We start from the raw sequence: 16695 nt of genomic DNA, 5'->3' as shown, positions 1-16695 counted from the left end.
GTTATGCGGTGACGGTGGTGCCTTCATCAGCACCGGCTAAAATAGCCGTCAATCCCCCTTCACGGGTCATATTAAATACCTTAAGCGGCATCGTGTGCTCGCGACAGAGTAGCATGGCGGTCAAGTCCATCACCCCGAGGCGGTTGGCAATCACTTCGTCAAAAGTGAGTTGGCGATAGAGTTTAGCCTCGGGATTTTTCACCGGGTCGCTATCATAGACTCCATCGACTTTGGTCGCTTTAAATACCCAATCGGCCTCGATCTCAATCGCACGCAGCGTTGCTGCCGAATCGGTAGTAAAAAAGGGGTTGCCGGTACCTGCGGCAAAGATAACCGCTCGCCCCTGCTGTAGATGTTCGATAGCTCGGCGCTGAGTATAGGTTTCGCACACCTGCTCCATACTGAGCGCCGACATCACCCGAGCATCGATCCCTTGCTGCTTTAGCGCATCGGCAAACGCTAGGGCATTAATCACGGTCGCGAGCATCCCCATCTGATCTGCGCTCACTCGATTCATACCGCTAGCGGCGAGACCGACGCCACGAAAGATATTGCCGCCACCAATGACTAGGGCTATCTCTACGCCATCACGAATCACTGCCGCCACTTCGGCGCTTACTCGTTGCAGTACGGCAGGGTCGATACCATACCCCTGAGACCCCATCAGAGCCTCTCCACTCAATTTAAGTAGAATGCGACGACCAATTAGGGGGGGAGGGCTCATGGCAGACTATCCTTTGATTTGACTCATGACTTCGTCGGCAAAGTTCTCCTGCTTCTTCTCAATCCCTTCGCCAACCTCTAGGCGACTGAAGCTTGTCACCGTCGCACCGCGCGATTTGAGCAGTTTTTCAACGCTCTGGTCGGGGTCTTTGACAAACGGTTGTCCTAGCAGCGTCACCTCTTTTAGGAATTTCTGAATTCGACCCGACACCATCTTCTCAATAATGTCGGCCGGTTTGCCACTTTCGGCTGCTTGAGCAGAGAAGATCTCCTTCTCTTTTTCAATCAGGGCTGAGTCGATATCGTCGGCGCTAATCGCCTCGGGACGACTAGCGGCAATATGCATCGCAATATCTCGCGCTAGTTCGTTATCCCCTCCAGTCATGGCGACCATAACGCCAATGCGAGAGCCGTGCAGATAGTGGGCGACATGCCCGTCACGGTTCTCTAATAGCACAACTCGGCGCACCTGCATATTTTCACCAATCTTGGCAATTAGCGCTTTAGTCGCCTCGGCCACACTCTGGCCATCGGCCATTTTGGCCGCTAGTAGCGCCTCAATGGTGGCGCACTTTTCGGCTAGCGCTAGTTTAGCGACGCTGTTGGCAAATGTCTGAAAATCGTCCCCTTTGGTGACAAAATCGGTTTCGCAGTTGACCTCGACCATCACCGCAGTGTGGTTATCGTCAGAGCTGCATACCAATATGACCCCCTCTGCCGCGGTTCGACCCGCCTTCTTATCGGCTTTGGCCAGACCACTTTTGCGCATGTGCTCAATCGCCGCCTCAATGTCGCCCCCTGTTTCGGTGAGCGCCTTTTTGCACTCCATCATACCGGCGCCAGTGCGCTCGCGAAGATCCTTAACCTGTGCCGCAGTAATTGCCATCCTGAACCTATCCTCTATTCAATATTCAATCTAGTTCACAAAAAATTGTGGTTTAAACTAAAGCTAAACCTCGATGTCGGTAACGGTTACGCCTCTTCTGCGACGACCTCGTTCTCCTCGGTCACCTCGACAAACTCATCGGCGATAGCCACCGCTTGGTTGCTAGCTAGTTTACCCTCTAGCACCGCATCGGCAACCCCTTTGGTATAGAGCTCAATCGCTCTGAGCGCATCGTCATTACCAGGAATGACATAGTCAACGCCATCGGGAGAGTTATTGGTATCGACCACACCAATCACCGGAATGCCGAGCTTATTGGCCTCACTGACGGCGATCTTCTCATGGCCGACATCAATAATGAATAGCGCATCGGGCAGCGAGCCCATATCTTTGATGCCACCGAGACTGCGTTGCAGCTTATCGAGTTCGCGACGGCGCAAAATCGCCTCTTTTTTCGGTAGGCGGTCGAGGGTGCCATCGGCATCCATCAGCTCTAGATCCTTTAGCCGTTTAATCGACTGGCGCACGGTTTTATAGTTGGTCAACATCCCACCGAGCCAGCGGTGGTTAACATAGGGCATACCGGCTCGCTCCGCCTCACTACGAACATGGTCACGCGCTTGGCGTTTGGTACCGACTAGCAGGATTTTGCCCTTTTGGGACGCCTTTTTGGAGATAAAGTTAATCGCTTCGTTGTAGAGCGGCAGGCTCTGCTCCAAATTGATAATGTGAATTTTGTTGCGCTCCCCAAAGATATAGCTACTCATTTGAGGATTCCAGTAACGGGCTTGGTGGCCGAAGTGAATACCGGCCTCCAACATCTGCCGCATTGTGACATTTGACATAAAAAACTCCTAAGAATTTTGGGTTTTAGAACCGCCACATACCCCAACTACCAACCCGAAGGCACCCGGTAGTCGCGCCGGTATGTGTGTGGAATAGGTCGCCTTGATTCCGATTTCGGATCGAAACAGCGGGGCGCTTTATACCATATCACCCGCGCGACAACAACTTGATATCGGTAAATTCGGGGCAATTTAGCTCTTTTGCGCCACAGTTTGCCTCACTTCTGGCAAAATAGGCCCCTGTGTTATGTCATCAACCCTAAACCTTAACTTCATCACCCTGCCTCATGAGTAAAAAACCGTTAAATATTCGCTTAAAAAACCGCGACGAAATCGCCAAAATGCGGACGGCCTGCCGCTTAGCCGCCGAAGTGCTGGAGATGATTGAACCCTATATGCAGCCCGGTATCACCACCGCCGAGATTGATCGTCTCTGCCACGACTACATTGTCAACACTCAACAGGCGATTCCAGCTCCCCTAAACTATAGGGGGTTTCCCGCCGCTACCTGTACCTCGGTTAACCATGTGGTCTGTCACGGTATTCCCGATCAAAAAAAGTTAAAGCAGGGCGATATCATTAATCTCGATATTACCGTGATTAAGGGGGGATATCATGGCGATACTAGCCGGATGTTTGCCATCGGCGAGCCCTCGATTCGCGCCTCGCGGTTGATGCAGGTCGCTCGCATGGCGATGTTCGCCGGTATTCGTGAGGCACTACCTGGTCATACCCTCGGCGATATCGGCTACGCAGTCCAGCGTCTAGCTGAGAGCTACCACTACTCCATCGTACGGGAGTATTGCGGCCACGGTATCGGCCAGGAGTTTCACGAAGATCCGCAGGTACTCCACTACGGCAAACCGGGGGAGGGGGTCAAGATTAAACCAGGCATGACCTTTACCATTGAACCGATGGTCAACGCCGGTAAGCCGGGGATCAAGCTGCATAAGGATAAGTGGACGGTACTCACCCGCGACCGTTCACTCTCGGCCCAGTGGGAGCATACGATTTTAATTACCGACCACGGCAACGAAATTTTAACCCTGCGTCAAGGTGAGCAGGAGGCGCCGCTAACCCTATGATCCCCACAGCTAACAGCGATGTCGCGCAGCTATACGCAGAGATTCTCGCCCTCTCAGAGCCACTACAGTTCGAGATAAAACCGACCATTAAGCTCTATCGCAGCTATCTAAGCCGCGCGAACGACGCCCTTAAACAGCACTTTATCGAACAGCGATACCCCATTGAGGCGCTAGTCTGCGGCCAAGCTAAGGTGGTGGATCAGCTCTTCATCCATCTATGGCACCATGTCAGCCAGCCACTACAGCAGCCATTTAGCCTCATCGCCGTCGGGGGATATGGCCGCGGAGAGCTCCATCCCCACTCCGATATCGATATTCTGCTACTCCATCAGCAACCCCTGACCGAGGCCGAATCGGCCACCATGGAGCAGCTGATCACCCTACTGTGGGATATCGGTCTGGATATTGGTCACAGCGTCCGCACCCTTGAGGAGTGTCGGCACCAAGCGGCCAGCGATGTGACTGTCATGACCAACCTAATTGAGGCGCGATACCTTTGCGGCGATAAGAGCGTGCTACAACAGCTAAAGCAGTCGATTAGCCCCGACTTGCTCTGGAGCTGCCCCGACTACTTTAGCGCTAAGATGGAGGAGCAGCGGCGGCGCCATAAACACTACAACGACACCGCCTACAACCTAGAACCGAACATTAAAGAGGGGCCGGGTGGGCTACGAGATATTCAGATGGTCGGCTGGGTCGCTAAACGCCACTTCGGGGCCGATAAGCTCTCTGATCTGGTCGCACACCAGTTCCTCACCGCAGAGGAGTATCAACACCTGCTCTCGGGCGAAAGGTTCTTATGGAAGATTCGCTATGCACTCCATCTCCTCGCCCAGCGCCGCGAAGATCGGCTGCTGTTCGACTACCAGCGCACCTTAGCCGAGCAGTTCGGCTATCAGAGTGATAGGCGCCATTTAGCGGTAGAGTACTTTACCAACGACTACTTCTGCACCGTGCAGGAGCTAGAGCGGCTGAACGAGATGCTGCTCCAGCTCTTTTTAGAAAATATCATCTACCCACGCCAACAGGCAGAGCAGCCGACCATTATCCCCCTGAATCGCCGCTTTCAGCTACGAAACAACTATCTGGAGATCACCCACCCGCAGACCTTTGCCACCTACCCCTACGCGCTGCTAGAGATGTTTCTGCTGCTCGCCCAGCGCGATGATGCCAAAGGGGTACGCGCCACGACTATTCGCTCTGTCCGAAGCCATCTGCACCTAATTGATGAGAGCTTTCGGCAAGATATGCGCTGCAAATCGCTATTTATGGAGATTTTACGCCAACCTAGCGGAATTAACTTTGTCTTTACCAAGATGCACCGCTACGGCGTGTTAGGGCGCTATCTACCCGAATTTGGTCAAATTAGTGGCCAGATGCAGCACGATCTGTTTCACGCCTATACCGTTGATGAACATACCCTGCGGCTACTCTATAATCTGCGCCGACTCACCAGCGACAAGCACCAGCTCGAACTACCACAGTGCAGCAACATGATGCGCAACCTACCTAAGCCAGAGCTGATCTATGTCGCCGCCCTCTATCACGATATCGCTAAAGGGCGCGGTGGCGATCACTCCGAGCTAGGTGCGCTCGATGCTGAACGCTTCTGTCGCGACCATCTTCTCAGCGAATTTGATACCCGACTCGTTAGCTGGCTAGTGGCTAGCCATCTCAAACTCTCCCTCACGGCACAGCGCAAAGATATCTCCGATCCGGTGGTCATTAACGACTTTGCCAAATTTGTCGGCCGCCAAGATAGGCTCGACTACCTCTATCTGCTGACAGTAGCCGATATTCGTGCCACCAGCCCTTCGATATGGACTAGCTGGAAAGCGTCGCTACTGTGGGAGCTCTACAGCGAAACCACCAAGGCGCTACAGCGCGGCCTAACCGATCCACTCAGCCAACAGGAGCTGCTGCGACAGCGCCGTGACGAGGTGATACACTATATCGAATCACACCAGTGGCCACAGACCGACGTCGAACTACTGATCGAACGACTCGGTAGCGACTACCTGCTGCGCTACACCAGCGAAGAGATTATCTGGCAGCTACAGGCGTTACAGCAGGGGATCTTGTCAGTCGTGGCGGTGCGTAACAATAGCCTACGAGGCGGAACGGAGATTTTTATCTACACCCCTCTGCGCAACAACCTGTTTGCCGATGTGACCGCGACACTCGATCAGCTCGGACTCAATATTGTCGATGCCCGTATCCTCTCCTCCTCCGATAACCACGCCCTCGATACCTACACGGTACTGAACCGCTGCGGAGAGTATATCGCCAGCGACGAACAGCAGCAGGTACGGGAGATATTAATGCAGATGCTCAACGGCAAGTTCACCCCCGATACCGATCGCCAACGGCTGATACCACGGCAACTGAAGTGCTTTACCACTCCCACCCAAATCACCCTCTACCACAACGAAAACCGGCGCACCATGCTAGAGATTATCTCCTCTGATCGTCCAGGGCTGCTCTCCCAAATAGCCCAAGTGATCACCTGTGACGACTATCGTCTCCACAGCGCCCGCATTACCACCCTAGGGGAGCGGGTAGAGGATATCTTCACCCTCTCGACAGCCGATAATTTGGCACTTAATTCCGAGCAGATTAACCATATAAAACAGATACTTGATAGCCGACTTGCGGTCACTCTCTGCCATGAATCGCCCCAGCCTCCCCAGTAGATCGGGCCGAAATTGGCGCTCAGGGCGTGATTTTCCGCCGCCACTACGACTATAATGGCTCAAACAGCGATGAGGAGTTCCATGCAAGCGATCTATCAACAGGCCAAAGCGATAAAACTGGTTATCTTTGATGTTGACGGCGTGTTAACCGATGGCCGCCTATTTATCGGCGATGATGGCCAAGAGTACAAGGCGTTTCACTCCCGTGATGGCCTTGGCATGACGATGCTACAGCGCACGGGAGTGACCATCGGCATTATTACCGCCCGCCAATCGAATGTCGTCAAAGTTCGTATGGAGAGCCTCAATATCAACCATCTCTATCAGGGGCAGCAGCAGAAGCGACCCGCCTATGAGCAGATGTTACAGCAGCTACAGCTCACCCCGACTCAGGTCGCCTATGTCGGTGACGATCTTATCGATCTGCCGATTATGACGCGGGTTGGACTCTCAGTCGCGGTAGCCGATGCCCACCCCCTAGTCAAGCAGCAGGCACACTGGATAACGCCAAACCCGGGGGGCGCGGGTGCTGCACGCGATCTGTGCGAACTGATTATGCACGCTCAGGGGCAGTTTAGTGCCCTCATCGACGACTACCTCGCCTAATGCCACGACTACTATCGCTGCTACTACTAGCACTTGGGCTGCTATGGGGCGGACGCTACATTCAATCGCAAAGAGCGCTCCCCCCCGCTACACCTAGCGCCACCGCCCCGATCGACTACCGTATAGAGCAACCAACACTCTCTCAGAGTAGCGCTAACGGCACCCCACGGGAGAGGCTACAGGCGACCCGCCTCATCCACTACCCCGAACGGCAGCTCAGTGAACTACTGCAACCTCGACTCAATCTCTACAGTAACGAGGCGCAGTGGCAGCTACAGGCCAATGGCGGGCTGTTATACGACAGTGGCCAACTACTGCTACAGCAGCAAGTTGAGCTCTACGGCCCCTTCTCCGAATGGCCTCAAGGGTACCGACTACAGACAGAGACGCTATCGATCGATATGGCCCTGCGGCAACTGAGCGCTCCCGAACCGGTCACCCTGCACCACCCCCAGCTAACGATTCGGGCTGGCGGACTCGAACTAGCCCTACAGACTCAGCAACTGCACCTATTTAACGGTGTCACCGCCCTCTATCAACCCTAAACTCTATGATAAGACACCTCCCTCACATGCTGCTGCTACTAGCCCTCACTCCACTGCCTCTGACGGCGGCAGAGCGCACGACCCTATTTAATACCAGTAACGAGCCTATTTCGATTCAATCCGATACCTTAACGATTGATGAGAGCAGTGGCATTAGCCTCTATCAAGGTCAAGTCGTGCTGCAACAGGGCGATCTAACCCTCAAAGCCGATCGCTTAGAGATTGTCACCACAGATCGCGCTATCGCCTCGGTCACCACCCACGGCACCCCAACCCATCTACAGCAGCTCACCCCAACCCCGTTAGAGGCGCAAGCGAACACCATTCGTTACGATGCAACGCAAGCAACCCTCGACTTTCAGGGCAACGCCCGCCTAACCCACAGCGGTGATCAATTCAGCGGTAACGCCATTCGCTACCTCATTCATCAAAACCGAGTAGAGGCGAGTAGCGGTGGTTCGAGTAAGCAGCGGGTTCATGTCATTTTACAACCAAGGGAGGCAGAGTGACTCCATCGCGCCACACCCTAAGCGCAGAAAACATCTGCAAGCGCTATAAAAAACGGACGGTCGTGCACGATGTCTCACTCACCCTCAATAGTGGCGAAATTGTCGGCCTGCTCGGCTCTAATGGTGCCGGTAAGACCACCAGCTTTTATATGATAGTCGGTCTAATCGGCTGCGATGCGGGCCGCATCCTCCTCAATGACTACCCGATTACCCACCTGCCGATCCATCGCCGCGCCCGTCTTGGTATCGGCTACCTGCCCCAAGAGGCCTCCATCTTTCGCAAATTGAGCACCGAAGAGAATATTAACGCCATTTTAGAGCTTCGTAGTGATCTCAATAGAGAGGCGCAGGCAGAGGAGTTAGAGCGACTGCTAGAGGAGTTCAATATTATCCATATTCGCCACTCACTCGGCATGAGCCTCTCCGGCGGCGAGCGCAGACGAGTCGAAATTGCCCGCGCACTCGCCTCTAACCCCCGTTTTATTCTGCTAGATGAGCCCTTTGCTGGGGTCGATCCTATCTCGGTCGCCGATATTCAGGCGATGATTCGACAGCTACAACGGAACAATATCGGCATCCTCATTACCGACCATAATGTACGCGAGACCCTCTCTATCTGCGAGCGGGGCTATATTGTCGGCGAGGGACGGGTGGTTGCCGCAGGCACCCCCACAGAGCTACTAGCGAACTCAACCGTACAACAGACCTATTTAGGAGCCCAATTTGCCATCTAAACTAGAGATAGCGGCAATAGAGGGCGTTAGGGCTACCACTGCCGTTTTCAGACTAACAATCGTCAAGGATTAGGACGCTCACCGATGAGACAGACACTACAGGCAAAGCTCGGACAGCATCTCTCCATGACCCCGCAGATGCAGCAGGCAATTCGGCTGTTGCAGCTCTCTTCACTTGAGCTACAGCAAGAGATCCAGCAGGCGCTTGATGCCAACCTAATGCTAGAGCAGGAGTACGAAGAGGATAGCGACCAACCGCTCCCCGAGGCGCAGAGTGACAGCGATGAGAACAGTGAGAGAGAGCTAACACTAGAGCAGCAGAGCGAGATACCGGACGATCTCCCTACCGATAGTCAGTGGGAGGATAGCTTCGATATCGCCACCCCCACCCCAACGGCCCCCGCTAGCGATGAGGCGTTTACCCAAGAGTATGCCGATGAGTCCCCCCTCTCACTCCAGGCCTACCTGTTAGAGCAGCTCCAGCTCTACCGCCTAAGCGACAGTGATAGACTCATTGCCGAGGCGATTATCGATGCGGTCAACAGCGATGGGCTACTATCACTCTCACTAGAGCAGCTACAAGAGACCCTGCTGCCCATGTTACCGGAGCTACAGCGAGAGGAGCTTATCGCAATCCTCCACCTCGTACAACAGTTCGACCCAGCCGGCGTTGCCGCACTCGATCTGCAAGAGTGTCTGTTAATTCAGCTACGGCGGCTACCCGAATCGCCGCTACGAGCTGGAGCTATCAAATTAGTGCGCTATTTTTTTGACAAACTCGCCGCCAGAGACTATCAACAGATCAAAAGGCGCATGAAGATTGACGATCAGGAGTTAGCCGCGATTATCACTTTAATTCAACAACAGAGCCCCCGCCCCGGAACACCGTTTCACGATAGCCGTCACGACTATATCACCCCAGATCTATTTGTACGCAAAGTTGAACAGCAGTGGCGCGTCGCCATTAACCCCGATAATGCCCCCAAACTGCGCGTTAACCACCACTATGTCGAGCTAATGCGCAGCATGAGTGAGGGCGATCTCTCCACCATGCGCTCCCATCTACAGGAGGCACACTGGTTTATTAAAAGCCTACAGAGTCGTAACGATACCCTGCTCAAAGTAGCCGAACGGATTGTCCACCACCAAAAAGCGTTTTTAGAACAGGGTGAGGTCGGCATGAAACCGATGATTTTAGCCGATATTGCCCAAGAGCTGGAGATGCACGAATCGACCATCTCCCGTACCACCAATCGCAAATATATCCATACCCCCCGCGGTATTTTTGAACTAAAGTACTTCTTTTCCAGCCATGTCCGCACAACCTGTGGTGGTGAGGCCTCCTCAACCGCCATTCGCGCCATGATTAAAGAGATCATCGCCAAGGAGCCGGTAAAAAAGCCCCTGAGCGACGAGAAAGTTGCCACAATTTTGAAAAAACGTGGTATAAACGTCGCCCGCCGAACCATCGCCAAATATCGTGAAGCGATGGGCATTGCCTCCTCTAGTGAGCGCAAGCGGCTGACATAGGAACACCCCTTCGGCTCGCCGAAGGTTACACAGTAAGAAAACCAAGGAGCAACCTATGCAACTTAACCTGACAGGACACCATGTAGAAATTACTGACCCATTACGGGAATATGTCGGTAGTAAACTTGAGCGTCTGGAGCGTCATTTTGATCAGGTTACCAACGCGCATGTCATTCTCAGCGTAGAGAAGCAGCGCCAAAAGGCTGAAGCCACGATTAACATTACCGGCAACCAACTCTTTGCCAACCACGAGCATGAGGATATGTACGCCGCCATCGATGGCCTAGCTGACAAACTCGACCGCCAAATCCGCAAACACAAGGAGAAGGTGACTAACCACCACCGCAATAATGGTGCCTTAAAAGATCAACCGCTCTCTGAATAGCGCCCTCTGGTCTTAGCTATGAGCATCGATCTGCAACAGCTACTCTCGGTTCGCCACATTCGGCCCCGTATCAGTCTTAGCAGCAAAAAGCGGCTCCTTGAGTGCGCCGCTGGGCTACTCTACGATGCCATTGAGCCCCTCATCGGTACTGACGCCGATGAGTCGCTATCGATGCTCACCTACGAGGCGCTGCTAGTTAGAGAGCGCCTCGGTTCAACCGGTCTAGGGCATGGCATTGCCATTCCCCATGCCCGCCTGCCGATTCTCGACCACCCGATTCTGGCGGTCATTACTCTCAGTGAAGCGATCGACTTCGACGCCTCTGATCGACAACCGGTCGATCTAATCTTTGCCATTGCGGTTCCAGAGAAGTCGGCAACCCACCATCTACAGCTACTCTCAGCGCTCGCGACCCTCCTTAGGGATAAGGCTATCGCCACCGAGCTTCGGCAACTTGAGAGCGCCGAAGCGCTGCAACAGTTGATTGTACAGCAGCTACAGCGGCTGCAGGAGCCAGATCACTGAACCTCCCCCCCCTCTATCAGGGACAGCTATTAGTTCTGTTTAACCACGGTACGATTATTGATGGCCCTCCGGCTAGTGGCAAGAGCACACTGTCACTACAGCTACTCGACCGAGGACATCGACTCGTCGCCGATGATCTCTTTCTCTACACCGATACAAACCAACAGCTCACCGGCTTCGCCCCTGATAACGGCTACGGCGTGATGATCGTTCGCGACTGTGGTCTGTTTAATCTGACTCAACTCTACGGCAGCCATACCCTGCAACGCCAGAGCACCATTGAGTGCCGGATCTCACTTAAGCCCACCGGCGCTGACCCAACTATCAACCTCCCCTACCTGCGCCTAGAGCAAGATAACACTCTCGGCCCGCCGCTACCGCACGCCACCCTGCCCCTGCCCGGCTATCACAATGCCTCACCGCTATTGATTGAGAACCTGATTAGACAGATTTTTACCCCAAGTTGAGATAGAATGGCCGCACCGAATCTACTGAGTAACTCTTAATGGAACTTATTGTTATTAGTGGCACCTCCGGTTCAGGTAAATCGATTGCACTTAAGGCACTAGAAGATCACGATTTCTACTGTATCGATAATCTTCCCGTTGCCCTAATTGAGCCCTTTATTGCCCACTGCATTACCAGTGGTCACGGCACCAGCCGACCCTGTCGCGCCGCTATCGGCATCGATATTCGTACCCTGCACCACGATACCCAAAGTTTTCGTAGCGCCTTTCATCAGCTACAGCAAGACTACTCGCTCATCCTCATCTTTCTCGACGCGAATGATGCGGTGCTCATAAAACGCTACAGCGAGTCTCGTCGTCGCCACCCCCTCTCAGATGACAACACCTCGCTAGAGGAGGCGATTAGTCAGGAACGGCTACTCCTCCAGCCGCTGCTACAGATGGCTCACCACCAGTTTGACACCTCCTCAACCAGCGTCTATCAACTACGGCACATGGTCATTAAAGCAGCGGGGCAGGTAGAGGGTAAACAGATGGCGATCATGTTCGGCTCATTCGGTTTCAAATTCGGCATCCCACAGGAGGCCGACTTCGTATTCGATGTCCGCTGCCTGATTAATCCCCACTGGGAGGCCAAACTGCGTCCCCTCACCGGTCGCGATCGTCCCGTTAGCGACTATCTACAGCAAAATAGCGATGTCGAGCAGATGTTTAACGATATCTGCCACTTTATTCAACAGTGGATCCCCCGTTTTGCCCAAGATCGGCGCAGCTATTTGACCATTGCCATCGGCTGCACCGGGGGTCAGCACCGTTCGGTCTATATGGCCGAACGGTTAGCCGACCACTTTCGCCAAGGGGACTATCCGGTACAACTACACCATCGGGAGCTAGAATGAGTATCCGTCTGATTCTGATTACCCATCACCAAATCGGCCAGCAGATGCTACAGATGGCCAGCGACACCTTCGGCACCCTGCCGCTAGAGACCGAGGTGATTTCGGTACTACCACACGAAAAAGTAGATCACCTTATTAACCGAGTCGAGGCGGTCATGCGTAACCACGACCCTGATCGTGATACGCTAATTATTACCGACATCTACGGCGCTACCCCAGGAAATATGGCCTGCAGACTACTCCACCTCCCCCACGTACGGATCATCTCTGGACTCAACCTACCGATGCTATTAAAGATCTACAACTACCCCCAACTCTCTATCGACGACATTACCACCCAAGCGATTAAAGGGGGGCAGAACGGTATTTTAGCCTGCAACCCCGAGCTATGTGAGCTACAACATGGTTGAACAACCCCTACAGCTATCTAATCGTCTCGGCCTTCACGCCCGCGCTGCGGCCAAACTAGCGACCACCGCCCAAAAGTACCAAGCCGAGATCGAACTACACTACCTTAACCGCGCCGTCAATGCTAAGAGCATTATGGCCATTATGATGCTTGGAGCCACCTTTGGCAGCGATATCGTGCTTAAAGCGCTAGGTGAAGATGAGCAGCAGGCGGTCGAGGCGCTCTCCGAACTAATTAAGCGCCGTTTTGATGAACCGGAGTAACCCCGATTTGAACGACGAAGATAGCGACAACGCTCTACTCTGGCCGAGTAAGAGTGAACTAAAACGCCAAGCGCACCAGCGACAAGCATTGGGTGAAGAGCTCATTCAACTGCCACTGAACCGTTTACAACAGCTCCCCCTACCCGAGGAGCTACTCCAAGCGGTACTCGCAGCACAGCAGATCCACAGCCACTCGGCCATAAAACGCCAACGCCAGTTTATCGGCAAGCTACTACGACGCGCCGATCCCGACAGCGTCGCCACCCTTGCCGCTGCACTAGAGCAGCTAACCCACCAACAGCAGCAGAACAGCCACGCCCACCACTGGCTAGAGCAGTGGCGAGAGCGGCTAGTAACAAGTGATAACTTAAATCGTGAGCTGCAACAGCTAGTAGAGGAGCTAGGTCGTCCGGTTAACCTACAACCGCTACGACAGCTAATCAACCACGCTAAAAAGGAGCAGCAGCGACAGGCGGCCCCTAAAGCGGCGAGGGAGCTATTTCGCTACCTGCGTCAGCTACGGGAGGGGGAGATCTGATAGTGGTGTGAAGGGAGACTACAGGAGAGCTTACGATGCTCTAGCACCGGAAAGTTGCGCCGAATCTCTCGCAGCCTCTCCATATCGACATCGGCCACCACCACCCCACTACCGCGCGGCAGCCGATCTAGCACCACTCCCCAAGGATCGACTATCATTGAGTCCCCATGGGTCTCACGACCATTCACATGGTACCCCCCCTGTGCCGAGGCGATCATATAGCTTAAATTCTCAATCGCCCGCGCCCGCACCAGCACCTCCCAGTGCGCCTTACCAGTCATCGCCGTGAAGGCCGCTGGCAGTGCGATCAGCTCCACCTCCTCATCAATCATGCGTCGAAACAGCCCCGGAAAGCGCAGATCGTAGCAGACAGCGATGCCCAGACGCCCAAATGGGGTATCGACCACCACAATACGCTCCCCCGGCTCTATCGCCTCCGACTCGTTATAGCGTTCGCCAGTCTCGGGCAGGTGGATATCGAACAGATGAATTTTATCGTAGCGGCAGACTAGCTCGCCGTGACTATTATAGAGTGGTGTAGCGGCAAAGACCCTATTGGCCTGTGACGACTCAATCGACACCGTCCCCCCGACCAACCAAACAGCGTGTTTAGCCGCCTGTTCGGCCAGAAAGTGCTGCACCATCCCCTCTCCCGGTCGCTCTTTAACCTTAAGTTTATCCTGCTCCTGCATCCCCATCATCGAGAAATTTTCAGGCAGTACCACCAGCTCAGCCCCCAAGGCCGCCGCTTTGGCAATCAGGCGCTCACTTTCGAGCAGATTGGCACCGATATTGGTTCCCGACGCCATCTGAATTGCAGCAACTCGACTCACGCATACCCCTTTTTATTTAAGTGTGGTAGATATTGAACAGTAGGAGATGATACCCCGACTCGATAGCGATGAGAAGGGTATTTGTGCCTCGGTTAGGGTAAACGACCACCCGCCGGCGTTGGTATCAATCAAATAGGCCAGAGCCGCAGTACCGCTACCACCAGACCACCTACCGCTACCGTTGTGGCAAAAAACCAGCGCATCTGCTGCTTCATCTCCAGATGGATCGTCATAATTTCATTATGTTGTAGATCGAGCCGCTTATTGACCTGCTCAAATTGCCGTCTATTCTCTTCGGCCATCTGTTCAAAACGCTTATCAATTTGCTCAAATTTCCGTCCATTATCTTCAGCCATCTGCTCAAATCGCTTATCGGTCTGTAGCAACATCTCCTCGAATCGCTTATCGACCTGATCAAATCGCTTATTAGTCTGTGCCAATATCTCCTCGAATCGCTTATCGACCTGATCAAATCGCTTATTAGTCTGTGCCAATATCTCCTCGAATCGCTTATCGACATGATCAAATCGCTTATCAGTCTGTGCCAATATCTCCTCGAATCGCTTATCGACCTGATCAAATCGTTTATCAGTCTGTGCCAATATCTCCTCGAATCGCTTATCGACTTGCTCAAATCGCTTATCAGTCTGTGCCAACATCTCCTCGAATCGCTTATCGACTTGCTCAAATCGCTTATCAGTCTGTGCCAACATCTCCTCGAATCGCTTATCGGTCTGTGCCAACATCTGCTCAAATCGCTTATCAATCTGCTCAAATCGCTTATCAATCTGCTCAAATCGCTTATCAATCTGCTCAAATCGCTTATCGACCTGCTCAAATCGCTTATCAATTTGGTGCATGAGATCACGAATGAGCTCGCGCTGGGCTTTAAGCTCCTCACCCTGATTTTTTAGCGCCTCTTCAACTCGAACCATCCGTTCCCGTAGTTCAATCTCATAGACAACCGGCGGCTTTCCTAGTGACTGCTCGGATAACCATCCCCCTAAGTGGTTTTTGATAAAGGAGATATCCTCTTCCGCTAACATTTTTTACACCTTGCTAAATAGTTTGCTATCTGCGCCCAAAATTTAAGGGGAACGGGAAGTTAAGGTCATGAAAAACAGGCAACTTCACAGGAGCCCCCACCGATGCTGGATATTATGCAACTTTTAAGCGGCTTAATCCACGAATGACTGAAGGCGATATTCACGGCTACTCTACTCTGCCAACTTGGAGCAAGATTGAATCGGCTAACCACTGTCACTAGCGCCTCGATGCCGAGCCATACTCTGCCACGCGCCATCTGAAATAAGGCGCTACTTGAGTTGTTACTGTGTGATTATGTATCGCATTACATAAGACATTATCTAATGTAATTTAAACGATTTATAGATCCGCATACGGGCGAGCATATAACTCATGACAAGCGGCACTATCGTGGGTTACTGCGACAAAAGCGCTCTGATCCGCGCTGTAGTGTCGCGACAGGTGCTCAAGCCACTTAATGCCGGAGTAGAGTTTTATTTTCTAGGGTCACCAGAACCCCAAAAACCAAAAAAGGCTTGCAGGAAAAACCCTGCAAGCCTTTGATTTATTTGGTGCCGGCACCACGAATCGAACGCGGGACCTACTGATTACAAGTCAGTTGCTCTACCTGCTGAGCTATGCCGGCTAATTTTGAGAGCGCAAATTATATTGATTTTGGCAGATGATGGCAATAGCGTGTGGTAATTTAACAACCTATTTTGTTATTAAATTGTTGATTTATATAACTAATACACCCTCAACCCCCTCAGTTAACGCTAATCAGTTCTGGCAACATTACTGCCGCACAGACTCGGCGCTCATCGCCAACTAAGGTGTTAAAGGTTTGGCACGCGGCACGATTGGTCATCATCTCAACCCCAATCCCCTGCTGCTGTAGCGGCAGCAACAGTTGCGGATGGAGAAAGCGGCTCGCAGTGCCACAGCCGATGAGTAGAATATCGCTCGGATAGTTATCGACTAGCTGCTGCAGCACGGCGGTATCGATTTGGGCGATGTCAGTGACAGGCCACGCTGGTTGTAGTGCGTGGGGGGTCAAAACGAAACTCTGCCGCACGACTAGCCGCCCCTCATCGGGTGGTGCGGCAAGGGTAATAGCGGCGTCGCTGTAGTGACTAATAGCGTAATAGTGGCGATTTATCTCTTGGGTAATTTGCATAATTTTGGGTAAAATAG

The 16695-nt window shown here is 53.1% G+C and carries 19 protein-coding genes, 1 tRNA gene and 1 pseudogene; 14 read left to right on the top strand and 7 right to left on the bottom strand.

Going from position 1 to position 16695, the window contains the following annotated elements; genetic code table 11:
• Position 1: 1 nt before the first annotated feature.
• The 3 genes from D5085_14800 to rpsB all read right to left on the bottom strand — a co-directional run bounded on the left by D5085_14800 (position 2) and on the right by rpsB (position 2454).
• Entirely contained in the window at positions 2-724 is a 723-nt protein-coding gene (locus tag D5085_14800) for a UMP kinase (GenBank protein QEP44279.1), read from the bottom strand.
• Positions 725-730: 6 nt separating this feature from the next.
• A complete protein-coding gene (locus D5085_14795) occupies positions 731-1609 on the bottom strand; it encodes an elongation factor Ts (GenBank protein ID QEP44278.1) in 879 nt (292 codons plus the stop codon).
• An 86-nt stretch (positions 1610-1695) separates the two neighbouring features.
• Positions 1696-2454, bottom strand: coding sequence for a 30S ribosomal protein S2 (rpsB, locus tag D5085_14790; GenBank protein QEP44277.1), 759 nt, complete (start codon positions 2452-2454; stop codon positions 1696-1698).
• A gap of 287 nt (positions 2455-2741) precedes the next feature.
• Between rpsB and map the strand changes: the two genes are divergently transcribed.
• The 14 genes from map to D5085_14720 all read left to right on the top strand — a co-directional run bounded on the left by map (position 2742) and on the right by D5085_14720 (position 13642).
• Positions 2742-3539, top strand: a complete 798-nt coding sequence (gene map / locus D5085_14785) for a type I methionyl aminopeptidase (protein ID QEP44276.1) — start codon at positions 2742-2744, stop codon at positions 3537-3539.
• A complete protein-coding gene (gene glnD / locus D5085_14780) occupies positions 3536-6232 on the top strand; it encodes a [protein-PII] uridylyltransferase (protein ID QEP44275.1) in 2697 nt (898 codons plus the stop codon). The genes map and glnD overlap by 4 nt, the downstream gene beginning before the upstream one ends.
• Before the next feature lie 69 nt (positions 6233-6301).
• On the top strand, positions 6302-6838 hold the full coding sequence (kdsC, locus tag D5085_14775) for a 3-deoxy-manno-octulosonate-8-phosphatase KdsC (protein QEP44274.1): 537 nt from the start codon (positions 6302-6304) through the stop codon (positions 6836-6838).
• Positions 6838-7383 (top strand): LPS export ABC transporter periplasmic protein LptC, encoded by a 546-nt coding sequence (lptC, locus tag D5085_14770; GenBank protein QEP44273.1) that lies wholly within the window; start codon positions 6838-6840, stop codon positions 7381-7383. The genes kdsC and lptC overlap by 1 nt, the downstream gene beginning before the upstream one ends.
• A 5-nt stretch (positions 7384-7388) precedes the next feature.
• A complete protein-coding gene (lptA, locus tag D5085_14765; protein ID QEP44272.1) occupies positions 7389-7892 on the top strand; it encodes a lipopolysaccharide transport periplasmic protein LptA in 504 nt (167 codons plus the stop codon).
• The gene (gene lptB / locus D5085_14760; GenBank protein QEP44271.1) at positions 7889-8626 is read left to right on the top strand and encodes an LPS export ABC transporter ATP-binding protein; all 738 of its coding nucleotides are present in this window, start codon (positions 7889-7891) and stop codon (positions 8624-8626) included. Before lptA ends, lptB begins: the two co-directional genes overlap by 4 nt.
• 84 nt (positions 8627-8710) lie before the next feature.
• Positions 8711-10156 carry an RNA polymerase factor sigma-54 gene (locus D5085_14755; GenBank protein ID QEP44270.1) on the top strand — a complete coding sequence of 482 codons (1446 nt, stop codon included), beginning with the start codon at positions 8711-8713 and terminating at the stop codon, positions 10154-10156.
• Between the two features lie 55 nt (positions 10157-10211).
• Positions 10212-10541, top strand: a complete 330-nt coding sequence (gene raiA / locus D5085_14750) for a ribosome-associated translation inhibitor RaiA (GenBank protein ID QEP44269.1) — start codon at positions 10212-10214, stop codon at positions 10539-10541.
• Between the two features lie 18 nt (positions 10542-10559).
• Complete coding sequence (locus D5085_14745) at positions 10560-11066, top strand: PTS sugar transporter subunit IIA (protein ID QEP44268.1); 507 nt, start codon at positions 10560-10562, stop codon at positions 11064-11066.
• Positions 11063-11533, top strand: a complete 471-nt coding sequence (locus D5085_14740; protein ID QEP44267.1) for a hypothetical protein — start codon at positions 11063-11065, stop codon at positions 11531-11533. The genes D5085_14745 and D5085_14740 overlap by 4 nt, the downstream gene beginning before the upstream one ends.
• A 38-nt stretch (positions 11534-11571) precedes the next feature.
• A complete protein-coding gene (gene rapZ / locus D5085_14735; GenBank protein ID QEP44266.1) occupies positions 11572-12432 on the top strand; it encodes an RNase adapter RapZ in 861 nt (286 codons plus the stop codon).
• Complete coding sequence (locus D5085_14730; GenBank protein ID QEP44265.1) at positions 12429-12842, top strand: PTS fructose transporter subunit IIA; 414 nt, start codon at positions 12429-12431, stop codon at positions 12840-12842. Before rapZ ends, D5085_14730 begins: the two co-directional genes overlap by 4 nt.
• Positions 12835-13104, top strand: a complete 270-nt coding sequence (locus D5085_14725; protein ID QEP44264.1) for an HPr family phosphocarrier protein — start codon at positions 12835-12837, stop codon at positions 13102-13104. Before D5085_14730 ends, D5085_14725 begins: the two co-directional genes overlap by 8 nt.
• Entirely contained in the window at positions 13091-13642 is a 552-nt protein-coding gene (locus D5085_14720; GenBank protein ID QEP44263.1) for a DUF615 domain-containing protein, read from the top strand. Before D5085_14725 ends, D5085_14720 begins: the two co-directional genes overlap by 14 nt.
• Here the strand turns inward: D5085_14720 and D5085_14715 are convergent.
• The 4 genes and pseudogenes from D5085_14715 to D5085_14700 all read right to left on the bottom strand — a co-directional run bounded on the left by D5085_14715 (position 13618) and on the right by D5085_14700 (position 16678).
• Positions 13618-14475 carry a carbon-nitrogen hydrolase family protein gene (locus tag D5085_14715; GenBank protein QEP44262.1) on the bottom strand — a complete coding sequence of 286 codons (858 nt, stop codon included), beginning with the start codon at positions 14473-14475 and terminating at the stop codon, positions 13618-13620. The genes D5085_14720 and D5085_14715 overlap by 25 nt on opposite strands.
• A 656-nt stretch (positions 14476-15131) precedes the next feature.
• Positions 15132-15521: pseudogene (locus D5085_14710) on the bottom strand (hypothetical protein).
• A gap of 550 nt (positions 15522-16071) precedes the next feature.
• Positions 16072-16147, bottom strand: a tRNA-Thr gene (locus D5085_14705).
• A 120-nt stretch (positions 16148-16267) separates the two neighbouring features.
• The gene (locus D5085_14700) at positions 16268-16678 is read right to left on the bottom strand and encodes a hypothetical protein (GenBank protein ID QEP44261.1); all 411 of its coding nucleotides are present in this window, start codon (positions 16676-16678) and stop codon (positions 16268-16270) included.
• Positions 16679-16695: the final 17 nt, after the last annotated feature.

It is taken from the genome of Ectothiorhodospiraceae bacterium BW-2 (assembly GCA_008375315.1).
Taxonomy (GTDB): Bacteria; Pseudomonadota; Gammaproteobacteria; order Thiohalomonadales; family Thiohalomonadaceae; genus BW-2.
This window is presented reverse-complemented; position numbering and strand designations above follow the sequence as displayed.

Bases quoted from the DNA above. Each gene is read 5' to 3' on its own strand.
- glnD (QEP44275.1), top strand. From the start codon at position 3,536: ATGATCCCCACAGCTAACAGCGATGTCGCGCAGCTATACGCAGAGATT.
- raiA (QEP44269.1), top strand. From the start codon at position 10,212: ATGCAACTTAACCTGACAGGACACCATGTAGAAATTACTGACCCATTA.
- D5085_14800 (QEP44279.1), bottom strand. From the start codon at position 724: ATGAGCCCTCCCCCCCTAATTGGTCGTCGCATTCTACTTAAATTGAGT.
- rpsB (QEP44277.1), bottom strand. From the start codon at position 2,454: ATGTCAAATGTCACAATGCGGCAGATGTTGGAGGCCGGTATTCACTTC.
- D5085_14795 (QEP44278.1), bottom strand. From the start codon at position 1,609: ATGGCAATTACTGCGGCACAGGTTAAGGATCTTCGCGAGCGCACTGGC.
- D5085_14700 (QEP44261.1), bottom strand. From the start codon at position 16,678: ATGCAAATTACCCAAGAGATAAATCGCCACTATTACGCTATTAGTCAC.
- lptC (QEP44273.1), top strand. From the start codon at position 6,838: ATGCCACGACTACTATCGCTGCTACTACTAGCACTTGGGCTGCTATGG.
- D5085_14720 (QEP44263.1), top strand. From the start codon at position 13,091: ATGAACCGGAGTAACCCCGATTTGAACGACGAAGATAGCGACAACGCT.
- lptA (QEP44272.1), top strand. From the start codon at position 7,389: ATGATAAGACACCTCCCTCACATGCTGCTGCTACTAGCCCTCACTCCA.
- kdsC (QEP44274.1), top strand. From the start codon at position 6,302: ATGAGGAGTTCCATGCAAGCGATCTATCAACAGGCCAAAGCGATAAAA.
- D5085_14725 (QEP44264.1), top strand. From the start codon at position 12,835: ATGGTTGAACAACCCCTACAGCTATCTAATCGTCTCGGCCTTCACGCC.
- map (QEP44276.1), top strand. From the start codon at position 2,742: ATGAGTAAAAAACCGTTAAATATTCGCTTAAAAAACCGCGACGAAATC.
- rapZ (QEP44266.1), top strand. From the start codon at position 11,572: ATGGAACTTATTGTTATTAGTGGCACCTCCGGTTCAGGTAAATCGATT.
- D5085_14745 (QEP44268.1), top strand. From the start codon at position 10,560: ATGAGCATCGATCTGCAACAGCTACTCTCGGTTCGCCACATTCGGCCC.
- D5085_14755 (QEP44270.1), top strand. From the start codon at position 8,711: ATGAGACAGACACTACAGGCAAAGCTCGGACAGCATCTCTCCATGACC.
- D5085_14730 (QEP44265.1), top strand. From the start codon at position 12,429: ATGAGTATCCGTCTGATTCTGATTACCCATCACCAAATCGGCCAGCAG.